We start from the raw sequence: 15,149 nt of genomic DNA on the forward strand, positions 1-15,149 counted from the left end.
ACTTTGTGAACGTTTTCACGAGAGAGTGGTCGACGGCAGTCGGACGGTGACGACCAGGCCGCCTCCCTCGCGCGGGCGTGCCTCGACCGACCCGTCGTGCGCCCGCACGATCGCCTCGACGATCGAGAGCCCCAGACCGACGCCCCGGTCGACCACGAGGCGGTCCCCCGTCTGGCGGCGGAACGGCTGAAACAGTCCCGCGACGTCGTACGACGACACCACCGGGCCGGTGTTCGAGACCTCGACCCGCACGCCGCCGTCCGCGCCCGGCCCGCTCACGACGCGCACCCACCCGCCGGGAGCGTTGTGCCGGATGCCGTTCTCGACCAGGTTGGCGACCAGCCGCTCCAGGAGCAGAGCGTCGCCCTCGGTGGTCGCCTCCACGGACTCCTCGGCCACCTCCACCTCGGCCTCGGCGGCCTCCGCGGCAGTCAGCTCGAGCACGTGCTCGACGATGTCGCGCAGGTCGACCGGCTGCCGGTCGAGGGTCTCGTTCTCGGCACCGGCGAGGTCGAGCAGACCGCTGATGAGCCGTGCGTGGCGGTCGTTGAGGACGAGCAGGTCCGCCCCGAGGGCGCGGAGGTCGTCCGACGCGTCCGGACGGTGCATCGCCAGCTCGACCATGGCCCGGCTGACGGTGAGCGGGGTGCGCAGCTCGTGGGAGGCGTTCGCGACGAACCGCCGCTGGCCGGCGAAGGACCGGTCGAGCCGCTCGACCATCGAGTCGAACGCGGCCGCCAGTTCCTTCACCTCGTCGTCGGGACCCTGCAGCCCGATCCGCTCGTGCAGCCCCATGTCGGCCGCGGGCGCGGACGAGATCCGGTGCGCGGTGGCCGTCACCCGGTGCAGGGGCGAGAGCACGCGACCGGCGGCGAGCCACCCCATGCCGGTCGCGACCCCACCGACCACCAGCAGTGCGACACCGCCCTGCACGAGCAGCGACTGGCCGGCTGCGTCGCGCAGCGAGTCCTCCTGCTCGGCGACCCACCTCCGGGCGTCGGGGCCGGTGAGCACGTCGCCCCCCGGCGTGCGGACCACGATCTCGTCGGGAGCGGTCGTCGGCCCCTCTTCGACCGGCAACGCGATCCGACTCTCGAACAGCACCCGCCCGCCCGAGGGCTGGAGCTGTTGGAGGAACAGGAAGTAGGTCGCGGTCAGGAGCACCACGCCCGCGGCGAAGAAGAGGCCGCCGTAGATGACGGTGAGCCGCGCGCGCAGGGTCAGCCGCCTCGGCAGGAGTCGCGCGTTCATGGGAGGCGGTAGCCCACGCCGGTGACGGTCTCGACCAGCGGCGGCTCGCCCAGCTTGCGCCGGAGCTTGTGCACGGTGAGCCGGACCGCGCTGGTGAAGGGGTCGGCGTGCTCGTCCCACACCTTCTCGAGCAGGCGTTCGGCCGAGACGGTCGCACCGTCAGCCATCAGCAGCTCGGCGAGCACCGCGAACTCCTTGCGCGCGAGCGGGACGTACCGCGCGCCCCGGAACACCTCGCGCCGGGCCGGGTCGAGGGTGATCTCGCCCCGCCGGAGGACCGGCGGCACGGCCGGCCGGGACCTCCGGCCGAGGGCCAGCACCCGAGCCGCCAGCTCCGGGAAGGCGAACGGCTTGGTGAGGTAGTCGTCGGCTCCGAGCGCGAGGCCTTCCACCCGTTGGGTCACCTCGGTCGCGGCGGTCAGCATCAGCACCCGGGTGTCCGCGCCGCTCGCGACGATCTCCCGGCAGACGCGGTCGCCGTGCACGACCGGCAGGTCGCGGTCGAGCACCACCACGTCGTACTCGTTGACGCCGACCCGCTCCAGGGCCTCGCCCCCGTCGTACGCCACGTCGACGGCGTGCGCCTCCTGGCGCAGCCACTCGGCGACCGCGGCCGCGAGCTGCGGCTCGTCCTCCACCACCAACACCCGCATCCGCACGTTCCCCTCGACTCCGGCGCGCGCCCAGCCTGCCGCCGTTCGCGTTTCCCCGACGTTAGCCATCGCCGAACGGCCGGGAAACGCCCGCGCGCCTTCGATGGGTCCGCCGGCCGGGCCACGCGGCCCGGCCGGACCACGAGCCCCGAGGAGGAGATGTGATCGCCAACCGATCCCGTGGAGGACTGCGCCGCCTGGTCGCCCCTGCAGTGGTGCTGCTCGCCCTGACCCTGAGCGGCTGCGGCGACGAGGAGGACGACGGCGGAGTGGCCAGCGCCGGCGGCGACGCCTCCGCGTCCGGCGACACCGCCGACCCCGCTGGCATGGACGACCGCGACCGGATGCTCGCCTTCGCCGGGTGCCTGCGCGACAACGGTCTCGACGTCGACGACCCGGCCGAGGGCGAGGGGCTGCAGCTGAAGTTCGGTCCGGAGACCGATCGCGCCACGGTCGAGGCGGCGATGGAGGCGTGCCGCGAGTTCGCACCGGAGGGTGGGCCGGGCGGCGGCCGGATCGACAGCGAGACGATGCTCGAGTTCGCCGAGTGCATGCGCGCGAACGGCGTCGAGGCCTTCCCCGACCCCGACCCGGACCAGGGCGGCATGATGATCGACCGCGACATCGCCGAGGATCCCGACTTCGAGGCCGCCCAGGAGGCCTGCAAGGACATCCTCGGCGACCTGGCGCCCGGGGGCGGCGCGTGAGCGGGCGCGGCCGGGTGGTCGCCGGCGGCCTCGTCGTCGCGGCGGTGGCCGGAGTCGTAGCCGTCGCGGTGGTGACGCGCGACGACGGCGCGTCGGCGGCGGAGGACAGCAGCGGGCCCCCGGCGACCACCGAGGTCACCCGCGGCACGCTCACCGACTCCGCCACCGAGGGCGGCACCCTCGGTTACGGGGTCGAGCGGACGGTCACCGGCCAGCTCGCCGGCACGGTCACCTGGCTTCCCGCCGAGGGCACGGTGGTGCGGCGGGGCGGGACCCTCTACGCGGTCGACGCCGACCCGGTCGCACTGCTGTACGGCGAGGTGCCGGCCTGGCGCGACCTCTCCCCGGGAGCGGAGGGTCGCGACGTGCTCCAGCTCGAGCGGAACCTGTGGCAGCTGGGCTACCGGGGCTTCGAGGTCGACCGCGAGTTCACCTCCTACACCGCGCTCGCGGTCGAGGACTGGCAGGAGGAACTCGGCGTCGACGAGACCGGGGTGCTGGAACGGTCCCGGGTGGTCTACCTCGACGACGCGGCTCGCATCGCCACGGTGTCGGCCACGCCCGGCGACGTCCTGACACCCGGCGCCTCGGTCCTCACGGTCACGGGAACCGTCCCCTCAGCGACCGTCGAGCTCGACCCGAGCGACCGGCGGCTGGTCGAGGTGGGCACCGAGGCCGAGGCCACCCTGCCCGACGGCTCGACCGCGCGGGTCGAGGTGGTCGAGGTCTCCACGGAAGTCAGCGGCTCCGGCACCGACGAGCCCGAGGCCGAGGCGACGACCACCCTCGTCGTGGTCGCCGAGGTCCGGGGTCGCGAGGCGCGTGCCCGCGCCCGGGAGTACGACGCCGCGGCGGTCGACGTGACGTTCACCGCCGGTCGTCGGCGGAACGTCCTGACGGTCCCGGTGGCGGCGCTCGTCGCGCTGGGCGAGGGCGGTTTCGGCCTCGAGGTCGTGCAGGACGGGGCGACCCACTACGTCGCCGTCGACGTGGGCCTCTTCTCCGGCGGCAGGGTCGAGGTGTCGGGCGACGGGATCACCGAGGGCACGGTCGTGGGGGTCCCGGCATGATCGGCTCCCGCGGCCCGGAGCCGATGATCGAGCTCGACGACGTGCGCAAGGACTACGCCGGCGGGGTGCAGGCGCTGGCCGGGGTGAGCGTCCTGATCCGGAGGGGCGAGCTGGTCGGCATCGTGGGCCCGTCCGGGTCCGGGAAGTCGACGATGCTGCACGCCCTCGGCACCCTGGACCGGCCCACCTCCGGCACCGTGCGGGTCGCCGGCCACGAGGTGGGGCGGCTCTCCGACGCCCGCCTCTCCGCGCTGCGCTCGCGCTACGTCGGGTTCGTGTTCCAGCACTTCCACCTCGCCGCCGGCAGGTCCGCCGTGGACAACGTCGCGGACGGCCTGCTCTACACCGGTCAGCGGATCGGGGAACGCCGCCGCCGCGCGGCGTTGGCCCTGGAGCGGGTCGGCCTCGGCCACCGGATGCGCCACCGGCCGCACGAGCTGTCGGGCGGCGAGAAGCAGCGGGTCGCGATCGCCCGGGCGACGGCCGGCGACCCACCGTTGCTCCTGGCGGACGAGCCGACGGGGGCCCTGGACTCGGCGGCCGGCGCCGGCGTGATGGCCCTCCTGCGCGGCCTCAACCGCGACGGCACGACGGTCGTCGTCATCACCCACGACCACGACATCGCCGACAGCCTGCCGCGACGGATCCGGCTGCGCGACGGTCGGATCGTGGATGACGAGCGATGAGCGGTCCAACGCGGGACCGGCTGCGGCCGGCCCGGCTCGCCGTGCCCGACGTCCTGCGGACCGGCGCAGTGGGACTCCGCACCCGACCGGTCCGCGCCCTCCTCTCGGCGCTCGGGATCGCGATCGGCATCTCGGCGATGGTGGCCGTGGTCGGCATCTCCTCGTCCTCCCGTGCCGACCTCGACGCCCAGCTCGAGACGCTCGGCACCAACCTGCTGACGGCCGAGAACGGCAGCACGATGTTCGGCGACGAGGCGTCGATGCCGCTCGCCGCCGAGGCGATGGTCGACCGGATCGCCCCGGTGGACGAGGTGACCGCCGTCGGACGGATCCCGGACGCCGGCGTGTACCGGACCTCGAAGATCCCGGTGGCCGAGACCAACGGGCTGGTGACCTACGCCGCCCGCGCCGGCCTGCTGGACGCGACCGGGACCGAGGTGGCGAGCGGCACCTGGCTCAACGACGCCACCGCGCACTATCCCGCCGTCGTGCTGGGCTCGCTCGCGGCCGAGCGGCTCGGGATCGGGTCGGCCGGCCCCGACACCCAGGTCGTCATCGACGGCCGGCGCTTCACCGTGATCGGGGTGCTCGAGCCGGCGGAGCTGACACCGGAGCTCGACAGCGCCGCGCTGGTGGGCTGGCCGGTCGCCCGCGACGAGCTGGGCTTCGACGGTCACCCCACGACGCTCTACGCCCGCGCCGACGAGGACCACGTCGAGGCGGTCCAGTCGGTCCTGGCCGCGACCGCCAACCCGGAGGCACCGAACGAGGTCGACGTCGCCCAGCCGTCGGACGCGCTCGAAGCGCAGCAGGCCGCCGACCAGGCACTCACGAGCCTGCTGCTCGGGGTCGGCGCCGTCGCGCTGCTCGTCGGCGGCATCGGGGTCGCCAACACGATGGTGATCTCCGTCCTCGAGCGTCGCGCCGAGATCGGGCTGCGGCGATCGCTCGGAGCGACGCGAGGTCAGGTCCGCACGCAGTTCCTCACCGAGTCGCTGTTGCTGTCCCTGCTCGGCGGCGTGGCGGGAGCCGCGATCGGGGCGACCGTGACCCTGGGGTACGCGACGACGCAGTCCTGGGAGACCGTCGTCCCGGCCTGGACGGTGCTGGCCGGTCTCGGCGCGACCGTGGCCATCGGTGGTCTCGCCGGGCTCTACCCGGCGATCCGGGCCTCGCGGCTCTCCCCCACCGAGGCGTTGGCCGCCCCGTGAGACCGGCGCCTGCCGGCGGGCCTTCGGTCAGACCCGGAGCTCGGCCACCGAGATCCGCACCGACAGCGTCTCGCCGGCCATCCGGATCCGGCCGCGCAGGCCGGCGGACAGCACCATGGGGAGCACGGCCTGGCTGTCGGCCGGCGCGGTCAGCACGATCTCGTCGGCCCCGGCGCCCCGCGCCTTGCGAGCGATCGCTCCGAGCAGCCGGGTGCCGAGCCCGCGACGCTGCCAGGAGGGGTCGATCCACATGTCGACCGGCCACGGGTCGGCCTCGGTGGCGCCCTGCTTGAAGGACGCGCGGCCGACCACCCGACCGGCGAGCAGGAGCGACACCTCGGCGTCACCGCTGACCTGGGTCGGCTCGGTCGGGCCGGCGTCCGCCGGGCCGGCCTGGACCTCCCGCTCGTGGATGTCGGTGAAGAGGTCGGCAAGGGCGACGCCCCGCTTGCGCTCGGCGGGGGTGAACGGCGTCTCGCGGCGGACCTGGATGACCGCGTTGGCGACCTGCAGCTCCAGCACGTCCTCGGACCCGTGGGACGGCTCGACGTCGGCGTCGAAGAGGTGCGCGACGACGTCCGGGAAGGACGAGGGGTGGTCGAGGATCTGCTGCGCGGCCCGCACGTAGCGGGTCGCCTGGTCGTCCAGCGCGTGGTGGTCGACGCGGTGCGCGACCGTCGAGCTCCCGCTCGCGCGGGAGGCGAGCGCGACAATGTCATCCGCTCGCCATTCGTCGGGTGTCCGGATGACCAGCTCGATGGTCACCGTGTCGGGAACGGTGCTCTCGAAGACGTGGACGGCGTTGATGTTCACGCCCGCGGCACCGCACTCGCTCGCCAGCGGCGCCAGCTTGCCCGGCCGGTCCGGCAGGTTGGTGCGCACCCTCCACAGCATGGGTTCAAGCATGCCGCATCTCCCGGGTGAGTGGTGTCACTGCTGCGCGCTGGCGATCGACACGGGGCTCTGCTCGCCCGCCTCGACGGCGAACGTCAGCCGGTTCTGCGGCACCGGCACCGGGCAGGTCGTGAACTCGGTGTAGGCGCACGGCAGGTTGATCGTGCGGTTGAAGTCGAGGACCACGTGGCCGTCCGGGTCCGGCGGGGGCGCGTAGAGCTGCCGGCCGGCGGGGTACGTCGTGCGTCCCGACGTGGCGTCGGCGAACACGAGCCAGAGGGCGCCGTCGTCGTCGTACGCCGCGAGCCGGGTGGGGTGTCCCGCGAGCGTGAACGCGACCTCTCCGGCCGTGTCCTGGGGCGGCACGACGTCAGAGCGGGTGAAGACGGCGTCGACGACCCACTCTCGGGCGGGCGGGTAGGTCGGGGTCGGCCGGTGCTCCAGGCGCAGCGGGTGCGCGGGGTCGCGCGGACGCAGCAGCACCGCGTCGTCACGGCGCGCCACCTCGAGCTGGACCTCCCCGGCGCGCAGCCGGATGCCGCGTTCGTCGAGGTGGCCGAAGCGGTGGAGACCGCTGATCTCCGTGCCGTCGACCGTCAGCGACTCGTGCTCGCCGAGCTCGACCGCGACCCCGTCGGGGCCGAACGACCACGCGCCGGGCGCGCCGTCGTACCGCCGTGGGGTGGCGTCGAGCCAGTGCAGGCCGGTGATCGCCAGGTAGCCGTGCGGTGCGGACAACCGTTCCTCGCGCGCTGCGCGGAAGGCCTCCCACTTCCCGAGAAAGTCGTCAACCACGCCTCGATCCTGCCCGAGCCCGGGCGGGATCGACAGCAAGACGGCACCGAGCCGGCTCCTGCGCACAGGAGCCGGCTCGGTGGGGCGGAGCAGGTGTCGGTCAGTGACCGTGCCCGTGGCCGTGGCCGGCCGCCTCGGGCTCCTCCTCCTCGGGCTTGTCGACGACCAGGGTCTCGGTCGTCAGCAGCATCGCGGCGATCGACGTCGCGTTGAGCAGCGCCGAACGGGTCACCTTGACCGGGTCGAGGACGCCCTGGGAGACCAGGTCGCCGTACTCCTCGGTCGCGGCGTTGTAGCCGTTGCCGACGCCGAGCTCGCGCACCTTGGTGGTGACGACGTAGCCGTTCTCGCCGCCGTTCTCGGCGATCCAGCGCAGCGGCTCGTCGGCGGCCTTGCGCACGATGCGGACGCCGACGGCCTCGTCACCGGTGAGCCCGAGGTCCTTGTCGAGCGCCGACACCGCGTGGATGAGGGCGGAGCCGCCACCGGCGACGATGCCCTCCTCGATCGCGGCGCGCGTCGCGGAGACGGCGTCCTCGATGCGGTGCTTCTTCTCCTTGAGCTCGACCTCGGTGGCGGCGCCGACCTTGATCACGCAGACGCCGCCGGCGAGCTTGGCCAGGCGCTCCTGGAGCTTCTCCTGGTCCCAGTCGCTGTCGGCGTTCTCGATCTCGGCGCGGATCTGGTTGACCCGCCCCTCGACCTCGGACGCGTCGCCCGCGCCGTCGACGATCGTCGTGCTGTCCTTGGTGACCACGACGCGGCGGGCCTGGCCGAGCACGTCGAGCCCGACCTGGTCGAGCTTGAGGCCGACCTCGGGAGCGATGACCTGGCCGCCGGTGAGCACGGCGATGTCCTGCATCATCGCCTTGCGGCGGTCGCCGAACGCCGGGCTCTTCACCGCGACGGCGTTGAACGTGCCGCGGATCTTGTTGACCACCAGGGTCGAGAGCGCCTCGCCCTCGACGTCCTCGGCGAGGATGAAGAGCGGCTTGCCGGCCGCGATGACCTTCTCGAGCAGCGGCAGCAGCTCGGCGATCGCCGAGATCTTCCCCTGGTGCAGCAGGATGTAGGGGTCGTCGAGGACGGCCTCCATCCGCTCGGGGTCGGTGACGAAGTACGCCGAGATGTAGCCCTTGTCGAACTGCATGCCCTCGGTGAACTCGAGCTCGGTGCCCATGGTGTTGGACTCCTCGACGGTGATGACACCGTCCTTGCCCACCTTGTCGAACGACTCGGCGAGCAGCTCACCGATGTGGCTGTCGCGGCTGGAGATCGTGGCCACGTTGGCCATGTCCTCCTTGGACTCGACCTCGCGGGCGGACGCGAGCAGCGCGTCGGAGACCGCCGCCGCGGCGGCGTCCATGCCGCGCTTGATGCCCATCGGGTTGGCGCCGGCGGCCACCGCTCGGAGGCCCTCGTGCACCATCGCCTGGGCCAGCACGGTCGCGGTCGTCGTACCGTCGCCGGCGACGTCGTTGGTCTTGGTCGCGACCTCCTTGGTGAGCTGGGCACCGAGGTTCTCGAACGGGTCGTCCAGCTCGACCTCGCGCGCGACGGTCACGCCGTCGTTGGTGATCGTGGGGGCGCCCCACTTCTTGTCGAGGACGACGTAGCGGCCCTTGGGGCCGAGCGTCACCTTGACCGCGTTCGCGAGGGCGTCGACGCCGCGCTCGAGGCTGCGGCGGGCCTTCTCGTCGAACTCCAGGATCTTCGGCATTGCTTCTCCTTGATTGAGGCGGTCCTGACGTGCCTGGCGCCCGGCTGGCAAGGCGCCGCCGCGAAGGCGACCTTAAAAGCGGAGCGGTCGTCGAGCGGCGGCAACGCCGCCAGCCGGGATGCCAGGTGCGTCAGGAACCGACGACAGCGAGCACGTCGCGAGCGGAGAGGATGAGGTACTCCTCGCCGGCGTACTTGACCTCGGTGCCGCCGTACTTGCTGTAGATGACCTTGTCGCCCACGGCCACGTCGACGGGGATCCGCTCGTCGCCGTCCTCGTTCCAACGGCCGGCGCCGACAGCGAGGACCTCGCCCTCCTGGGGCTTCTCCTTCGCGGTGTCCGGGATGACCAGGCCGGACGCCGTGGTCTGCTCGGCGTCGAGCGGCTTGACGACGATCCGGTCCTCGAGCGGCTTGATGTTGATCGACACGTCGATCGACCTCCACTTTCTGTGTGCGGGGTGTTGTGCTGTGTCTCGACGGGCTGGCGCCCGCCCACGTTGGGGCTTGCCTTGGGGAGTACGCCGTCGCGGGGGTCGTACGCTCGTCGGCAAGCACTGGCACACTCAAGGGGAGAGTGCCAACACGAAACTAGCACTCTCGTGCAACGAGTGCCAGAGGCACCCCGGCCCACTAGTTTTCTCGTCATGTTCGGTGCACTCGGTCGCTTCGTCACCCGGTTCCGCTGGTTCGTCATCGCCGCCTGGATCGTGCTCGCCGTGGTCGTGAGCGCCACGGCCCCGGCGCTCCAGTCGACGCAGGACAACTCGGAGTTCCTGCCCGACCACTACGAGTCGATCGAGGCGGCCGACCTCCAGCAGGAGAAGTTCTCCGACGCGTTCACCCCGGGCGCGATCCTCGTCATCGAGCGCGAGGACGGCGGCGAGCTCACCCAGGAGGACCAGGCCGCGGTCGCCACGTTCGCCGAGGACCTCACGCCCGAGCTCGGCGAGAAGACCTTCCAGCCGCTGGTGATCGCGCAGGACGAGAAGGGCGATCCGAACCTGTCCGAGGACGGTGCCGTGATGTTCGCCGTCATCCCGCTCGCCGAGGACGCCACCGGCTTCGACACCCAGGCCTTCGACGACGCCGAGCTGTTGCGCGACAGCATCGACGAGCTCTCCGAGGGCACCGGCCTGGACATCCGCGCGACCGGCTCCGTGCCGCAGGGTCTCGACTCCCAGGAGTCCAGCGAGGACACCCTGCTCATCGTCGGCATCGCGACGATCGTGCTCATCATCGGCCTGCTCGCGCTGATCTTCCGCAGCGTGCTGATCTGCCTGCTGCCGATCGTGACGGTCGCGCTGGTCTCGATGATCGCGACCGGCGCCATCGCGTGGGCCAACGACATCTTCGACCTCAAGGCGGACTCGTCGGTCGAGCAGATCCTCGTGGTCGTCCTGTACGGCGTCGGCACCGACTACATCCTCTTCTTCCTCTTCCGGCACCGCGAGCGGCTGCGGGAGGGCGCCGCCGTCAAGGACTCCGTCGTGCACAGCCTCGACCGCGCCGGCGAGGCGATCGCGTCCGCTGGCGGCGCGGTGATCGTGGCGTTCATGGCGCTGGTCCTCAGCTCGCTCAGCATCTTCCGCGCCATCGGCCCCGCGCTCGCCATCGCGGTGTTCGTGACGCTGGTCGCCGCGTTGACGCTGGTCCCCGCGCTGGTCTCCCTGCTCGGCAAGGCGCTGTTCTGGCCGTCGAAGTCGTGGCAGAAGGAGCCGAAGCACGGCGTGTTCAACCGCTTCGGCGAGCGGGTCGGCAAGCGCCCCGGTGTCGTGGCCCTCGCCTCGGGTGGCGTGATGGCGGTGATCGCGCTCTTCGCGCTGACGTTCAACCCGTCCTTCGACTTCAACTCCAGCCTGCCCAAGGACGTCGAGTCCACGGAGGCCCTGGAGACCTTCCAGGAGCACTTCTCCGCCGGCGCGGCCGAGCCGGTGCCGGTGCTCGTCGACGCCGAGGGCGCCGACGTCGGCCCGGACGACCTGGCCGGGCTCAAGTCCGCGCTCGAGGAGGCGAAGGGCGTGGACGCGGTCTCCGACCCGATGCCCTCGGAGGACGGCACGGCGTACCAGCTCTTCCTCACGCTGTCCGACGACCCGGTCTCCGACGCGGCCCAGGACAACGTCGACGGCCCCATCCGCGAGGCGGCGCACGAGGCCACGCCGGACGGCACCGAGGCCTACGTCGGCGGCACGCCCGGGATCTTCGCCGACATGTCGAAGGCGATGGCTCGCGACTACAAGGTCGTCTTCCCGGTCGCGGCTGCGGTCATCATGCTGATCCTCGCCCTCCTGCTCCGCAGCCTGGTCGCGCCGTGGTTCCTGATGGCGGCGGTCGGTCTCGGCTTCGCCGCGACGCTGGGGGCGACGGTGATCGCGTTCCAGCACATCGGCGGCGAGTCCGGGCTGATCTTCATGCTGCCGATCTACATCTACCTGTTCGTCACGGCGCTCGGCACGGACTACAACATCCTGATGATCGCGCGACTGCGGGAGGAGGCGCGCGAAGGCAGGTCACCGCGCGACGCCGCGGCCTGGGCGGTCCGCCACGCCGGGCCGACCATCGGTGCGGCCGGCCTGATCCTCGCCGGCACGTTCGCCTCGCTGATGCTCGGCGGCAACACCCTCATCGTGTCGATGGGCTTCGCGCTCGCGGTCGGCATCCTCATCGCCGCGTTCGTGATGTCGATGTTCTTCACCCCGGCGCTCACTGCGCTGCTCGGGCACGCCGCGTGGTGGCCCGGCCACGGCGACGAGGCGCGCGACGGCGACCACGGCGACCACGGCGAGCTCCACACGCCCGCGGAGGAGAAGTCCGCGACCTGACAGGATCGGGGCGTGGACCTCGACGCGTTCCGGTGGCTGCTCACCGACGAGGGGCAGGCGCTCCTCGTGCGCGCCACCGGCCTCGCCGGCACCGGCGACGAGCTGCACGTCCAGGCCGAGCTGCGTCGTACGGCGTCGCCCGCCGCCGTCGCCGCGGCGCTGACCCAGGTCGAGCTGCGACAGCGGGCACGGGCCAAGTTCGGTGAGCTCGCCGACCGTCTCTACTTCACGCCGGACGCCCTCGAGCAGGCGACGCGGCTGTCGGTGGCGACGCACCGGGCGAGCCGCTACCGGGTGTTCGGGGCGAGCACGCTGATCGACCTCGGCTGCGGGATCGGCGGCGACCTGATCGCCGCGTCGAGCGCCGGCCTGGTCTGCGCAGGGGTCGACCTCGACCCGGTGCGGGTGGCGGTGGCCGAGGCGAACCTGGCCGCCCTCGGCCTCCCCGGCGCGGTCCAGGTCGCCGACGCGACCGAGGTCAACCACCACGCGTTCGACCTCGCGTTCGCCGATCCCGCCCGTCGCAGCGGCGCCGGCCGCACCTTCAACGTCGACGACTGGGTGCCCTCGTGGACCTGGGTCGAGGATTTGCTCCGCCGGGACGCCTGCGTGAAGGTCGCCCCCGGCATCCCCCACTCGCTGGTGCCCGCCGACGTCGAGGCGGAGTGGGTCAGCGACGGCGGCGAGGTCAAGGAGGCCGCGCTCTGGTCCGGGCGTACGGCGACCGCGCGCCGCCGCGCGACGGTGATCGGCTCCGGGGGGCTCGCCTCCCTGACCGACGAGGACGACCCGGGCGTCGAGGAGGTCGGCGTCGGCGCGGTCGGCGACTACCTCTACGAGCCCGACGGCGCAGTGGTCCGGGCCGGCCTGGTGACCGCCGTCGCCGCCGGCGTCTCCGGCCGGCTGGTCGATCCGAAGATCGCCTACGTCACCTCGGACTCCTCCTTCCGCACGCCGTTCGCACGCGGCTATCGGGTCCTCGAGCAACTCCCCTACCGGGAGAAGCAGCTCAAGGCGGCCCTCCGCGAGCGCCGCATCGGTCGCCTCACGATCAAGAAGCGTGGCGTCGACGTCGCCCCCGAGGCTCTGCGCAAACGGCTCGCCCTCGCCGGCGAGGAGGAAGCCACGCTCGTGCTCACCCGGGTCGGCGGCCACGGCACCGCCCTGCTCGTCGTACCTTTCTGACCGCGACGCACCGGGGAGATTTGTCGCGTTCTGGTGCGGTTCGCGACGAATTTCCCCATTGCGTCGCTAGTGGAGCGGCCGGAGGGTGACCGGGAAGCCGTCGACGGGTACGACGAGGCTCGTGTAGTCCCACTCGAGCTCGTAGTCCGCCGGGATCTCGATCCGGTAGTTGAGCAGCATCCGGTGGATGATCGCCTTGACCTCGGCCGAGCCGAACACCATGCCGATGCACTTGTGGGCGCCGCCGCCGAAGGGGATGTGGGCGAACCGGTGGCCCTTGTGCTCGTTGCGGGGGGCGACGAAGCGCTCGATGTCGAAGGAGTCGGGGTCGGTCCAGACGGTCTCGTTGCGGTGGGTGGGGTCGGTGACGACCGCGATCAGCGTGCCCTTGGGGACGAAGTGGCCGCAGATGTCCATGTCCTCGGTGGCCTCGCGACCGAGCACCGGCACAGGGGCGACCAGCCGCATGCCCTCCATGAACACCCGGTCGACGATCTCGAGCTTGTCGAGCAGCTCCAGCGTCACCGGCTCGCCGCGCAGGGCTTCGGACTCGGCGCGGGCGCGCTCCTGGAGCTCGGGGTACTTCGCGAGGTAGTAGGCGACCGTCGTGGAGGTGATGGTGGTGGTGTCGTGGGCCGCCATCATCAGGAAGATCATGTGGCTCACGACGTCCTCGTCGGTGAACTCCTCCCCGTCGTCGGTGCGCGCGTGGCACAGCGCCGCGAACAGGTCGTCGTCGTTCGACGCGCGCTTGGCGGCGATCTCGGCGCGGAAGTAGTCCTCGAGCACCTTCCGGCCGGCGAGGCCCCTGTTCCACCGCAGCCACGGCGCACCCGGCACCCGGAAGCGGACCAGCCCGGTGCCGGCGCGGACCGCGTCGACGAAGGAGCGGGTCAGGTGCTCGGAGTGGTGCGGGTCGGCGCCCATGAAGACGACCGTGGCGACCGACAGGGACAGGTCCTTGACCGCCGGGTTCAGGAGCATCTGCTCGTCGACCGGCCACCCCGACATCTCGTTGTCGATGATCTTGGTGAACTGCTCGGTGTAGCCGGCCAGCCGCTGGCGGGTGAAGGCCTCCTGCATGATCCGGCGGTGCAGCAGGTGCTCCTGGCCGTCGAGCAGCATCAGCCCGCGGGAGAAGAAGGCGTCGATGAAGTAGCGCCACCCGGCCTGCGAGATCGACTTGCTCTTGGTGGTGAGCACCTCCTTGGCGGCCTCGGGGCTCGTGGTCCAGACGATCTTGCGGCCGAACGCGTTGGTCCAGAAGATCGGGCCGTGCTTCTCGCTGTAGCGACGGCCGGCGATGAACCCGTCGCGCAGCATCTCGATCGACTTCCCGATCAACGGCAGGCCGGGCTCCCCGGGCACCGGCTGCAGCCCGCTGCCCGCCGGCGGCTCGGCGAGCGGCGCCGTCGTCGTGCCCACCCGTCTGCCGAGTGCCTCGAACAGGGTGTCGCCCGGGAAGTCCCGGATCGTCGGTGCACTCACTAGTCCTCCTCGAGTCGTTGGCGCACGGCGCCGGTCAGGCCGAAGGTGTCGAACAGGGTGGTCACGTCGGAGCGCAGCTCGTGGTCGAGGCGGCCGGGCGCGACGGCACGGTGGTAGAGCAGCACGCCGTTGAGCGCGCGGACCAGGATCCGCGCGCTGTCGGTGCCGATCAGGTCGGCGAACGGCGCGCTGAGGTGGTCGACCAGCCGCCGGGTCGGCTTGCGCAGCCGCTCGTTGCGCATCGCGCCGTACGCCAGCTCGAGCATGCCGTCGGCGCCGAACCCCTGCTCGGCGTCGAGCTGCTCGACGAAGTCGAGCGCGGCCTCGATCAGGCCGACGTCGCCGGCCAGCACGAGATCACGGAACCGCTCCACCTCCGCGACCGTGCGGTCGGTGAGCAGCTCGAACGCGACGACGAGCAGGTCGTCGAGGGTGGCGAAGTGGTACGTCGTCGCGGCCAGCGACGTGCCCGCGCGGGCCGCGACGGCGCGGTGGGTGACGGCCGCCGCACCCTGCTCGCGGATCAGCGCGATCGTGGCGTCCACGATCGCCTCCCGGGTCCGGGCCCCGCGTGCCGCCCTGCCGTCCGCCATGTTTCTGTACGTTAGTACTGAAAGTTCGGTCTGGGAAGAGGGCAACCGCCGCCAGGGTCTTCGCGTTGTACA

General features: G+C 72.1%; 14 protein-coding genes. 6 read left to right on the forward strand and 8 right to left on the reverse strand.

Going from position 1 to position 15,149, the window contains the following annotated elements:
* Positions 1-15: 15 nt before the first annotated feature.
* Entirely contained in the window at positions 16-1,251 is a 1,236-nt protein-coding gene (locus DJ010_RS03500) for a HAMP domain-containing sensor histidine kinase (RefSeq protein WP_109692202.1), read from the reverse strand.
* Positions 1,248-1,904: a response regulator transcription factor gene (locus DJ010_RS03505; RefSeq protein ID WP_109692507.1), complete on the reverse strand. Its 657-nt coding sequence runs from the start codon at positions 1,902-1,904 to the stop codon at positions 1,248-1,250. Before DJ010_RS03505 ends, DJ010_RS03500 begins: the two co-directional genes overlap by 4 nt.
* A gap of 161 nt (positions 1,905-2,065) precedes the next feature.
* Between DJ010_RS03505 and DJ010_RS22610 the strand changes: the two genes are divergently transcribed.
* The 4 genes from DJ010_RS22610 to DJ010_RS03520 are packed head-to-tail and all read left to right on the forward strand — an operon-like array spanning position 2,066 to position 5,578.
* Positions 2,066-2,611, forward strand: coding sequence for a hypothetical protein (locus DJ010_RS22610; protein ID WP_245927161.1), 546 nt, complete (start codon positions 2,066-2,068; stop codon positions 2,609-2,611).
* Positions 2,608-3,681, forward strand: a complete 1,074-nt coding sequence (locus DJ010_RS22615) for a peptidoglycan-binding protein (protein WP_245927162.1) — start codon at positions 2,608-2,610, stop codon at positions 3,679-3,681. The genes DJ010_RS22610 and DJ010_RS22615 overlap by 4 nt, the downstream gene beginning before the upstream one ends.
* A 23-nt stretch (positions 3,682-3,704) precedes the next feature.
* Positions 3,705-4,367 (forward strand): ABC transporter ATP-binding protein, encoded by a 663-nt coding sequence (locus DJ010_RS03515; RefSeq protein ID WP_109692508.1) that lies wholly within the window; start codon positions 3,705-3,707, stop codon positions 4,365-4,367.
* Complete coding sequence (locus DJ010_RS03520; protein ID WP_109692204.1) at positions 4,364-5,578, forward strand: ABC transporter permease; 1,215 nt, start codon at positions 4,364-4,366, stop codon at positions 5,576-5,578. Before DJ010_RS03515 ends, DJ010_RS03520 begins: the two co-directional genes overlap by 4 nt.
* A gap of 27 nt (positions 5,579-5,605) precedes the next feature.
* On the opposite strand, the gene DJ010_RS03525 is transcribed toward DJ010_RS03520, so the two are convergent.
* The 4 genes from DJ010_RS03525 to groES all read right to left on the reverse strand — a co-directional run bounded on the left by DJ010_RS03525 (position 5,606) and on the right by groES (position 9,417).
* Positions 5,606-6,484, reverse strand: coding sequence for a GNAT family N-acetyltransferase (locus DJ010_RS03525; RefSeq protein WP_146207248.1), 879 nt, complete (start codon positions 6,482-6,484; stop codon positions 5,606-5,608).
* A 24-nt stretch (positions 6,485-6,508) separates the two neighbouring features.
* Positions 6,509-7,267 (reverse strand): DUF1684 domain-containing protein, encoded by a 759-nt coding sequence (locus tag DJ010_RS03530; protein ID WP_109692206.1) that lies wholly within the window; start codon positions 7,265-7,267, stop codon positions 6,509-6,511.
* Positions 7,268-7,367: 100 nt separating this feature from the next.
* Positions 7,368-8,987: a chaperonin GroEL gene (gene groL, locus DJ010_RS03535; RefSeq protein WP_109692207.1), complete on the reverse strand. Its 1,620-nt coding sequence runs from the start codon at positions 8,985-8,987 to the stop codon at positions 7,368-7,370.
* A 130-nt stretch (positions 8,988-9,117) separates the two neighbouring features.
* Positions 9,118-9,417, reverse strand: coding sequence for a co-chaperone GroES (gene groES, locus DJ010_RS03540; RefSeq protein WP_109692208.1), 300 nt, complete (start codon positions 9,415-9,417; stop codon positions 9,118-9,120).
* 216 nt (positions 9,418-9,633) lie between these two features.
* On the opposite strand from groES, the gene DJ010_RS03545 reads away from it, so the two are divergent.
* Entirely contained in the window at positions 9,634-11,811 is a 2,178-nt protein-coding gene (locus tag DJ010_RS03545) for an MMPL family transporter (RefSeq protein WP_109692209.1), read from the forward strand.
* A 12-nt stretch (positions 11,812-11,823) separates the two neighbouring features.
* Positions 11,824-12,996, forward strand: a complete 1,173-nt coding sequence (locus DJ010_RS03550) for a class I SAM-dependent methyltransferase (RefSeq protein ID WP_109692210.1) — start codon at positions 11,824-11,826, stop codon at positions 12,994-12,996.
* 66 nt (positions 12,997-13,062) lie between these two features.
* On the opposite strand, the gene DJ010_RS03555 is transcribed toward DJ010_RS03550, so the two are convergent.
* Both DJ010_RS03555 and DJ010_RS22385 read right to left on the reverse strand, forming a co-directional pair.
* Positions 13,063-14,484 carry a cytochrome P450 gene (locus DJ010_RS03555; protein WP_109692211.1) on the reverse strand — a complete coding sequence of 474 codons (1,422 nt, stop codon included), beginning with the start codon at positions 14,482-14,484 and terminating at the stop codon, positions 13,063-13,065.
* Positions 14,484-15,077, reverse strand: coding sequence for a TetR/AcrR family transcriptional regulator (locus DJ010_RS22385; RefSeq protein ID WP_211318634.1), 594 nt, complete (start codon positions 15,075-15,077; stop codon positions 14,484-14,486). Before DJ010_RS22385 ends, DJ010_RS03555 begins: the two co-directional genes overlap by 1 nt.
* Positions 15,078-15,149 lie beyond the last annotated feature (72 nt).

Origin of the sequence: Nocardioides silvaticus, assembly GCF_003160695.1 — a bacterium.
GTDB lineage: Bacteria > Actinomycetota > Actinomycetes > Propionibacteriales > Nocardioidaceae > Nocardioides > Nocardioides silvaticus.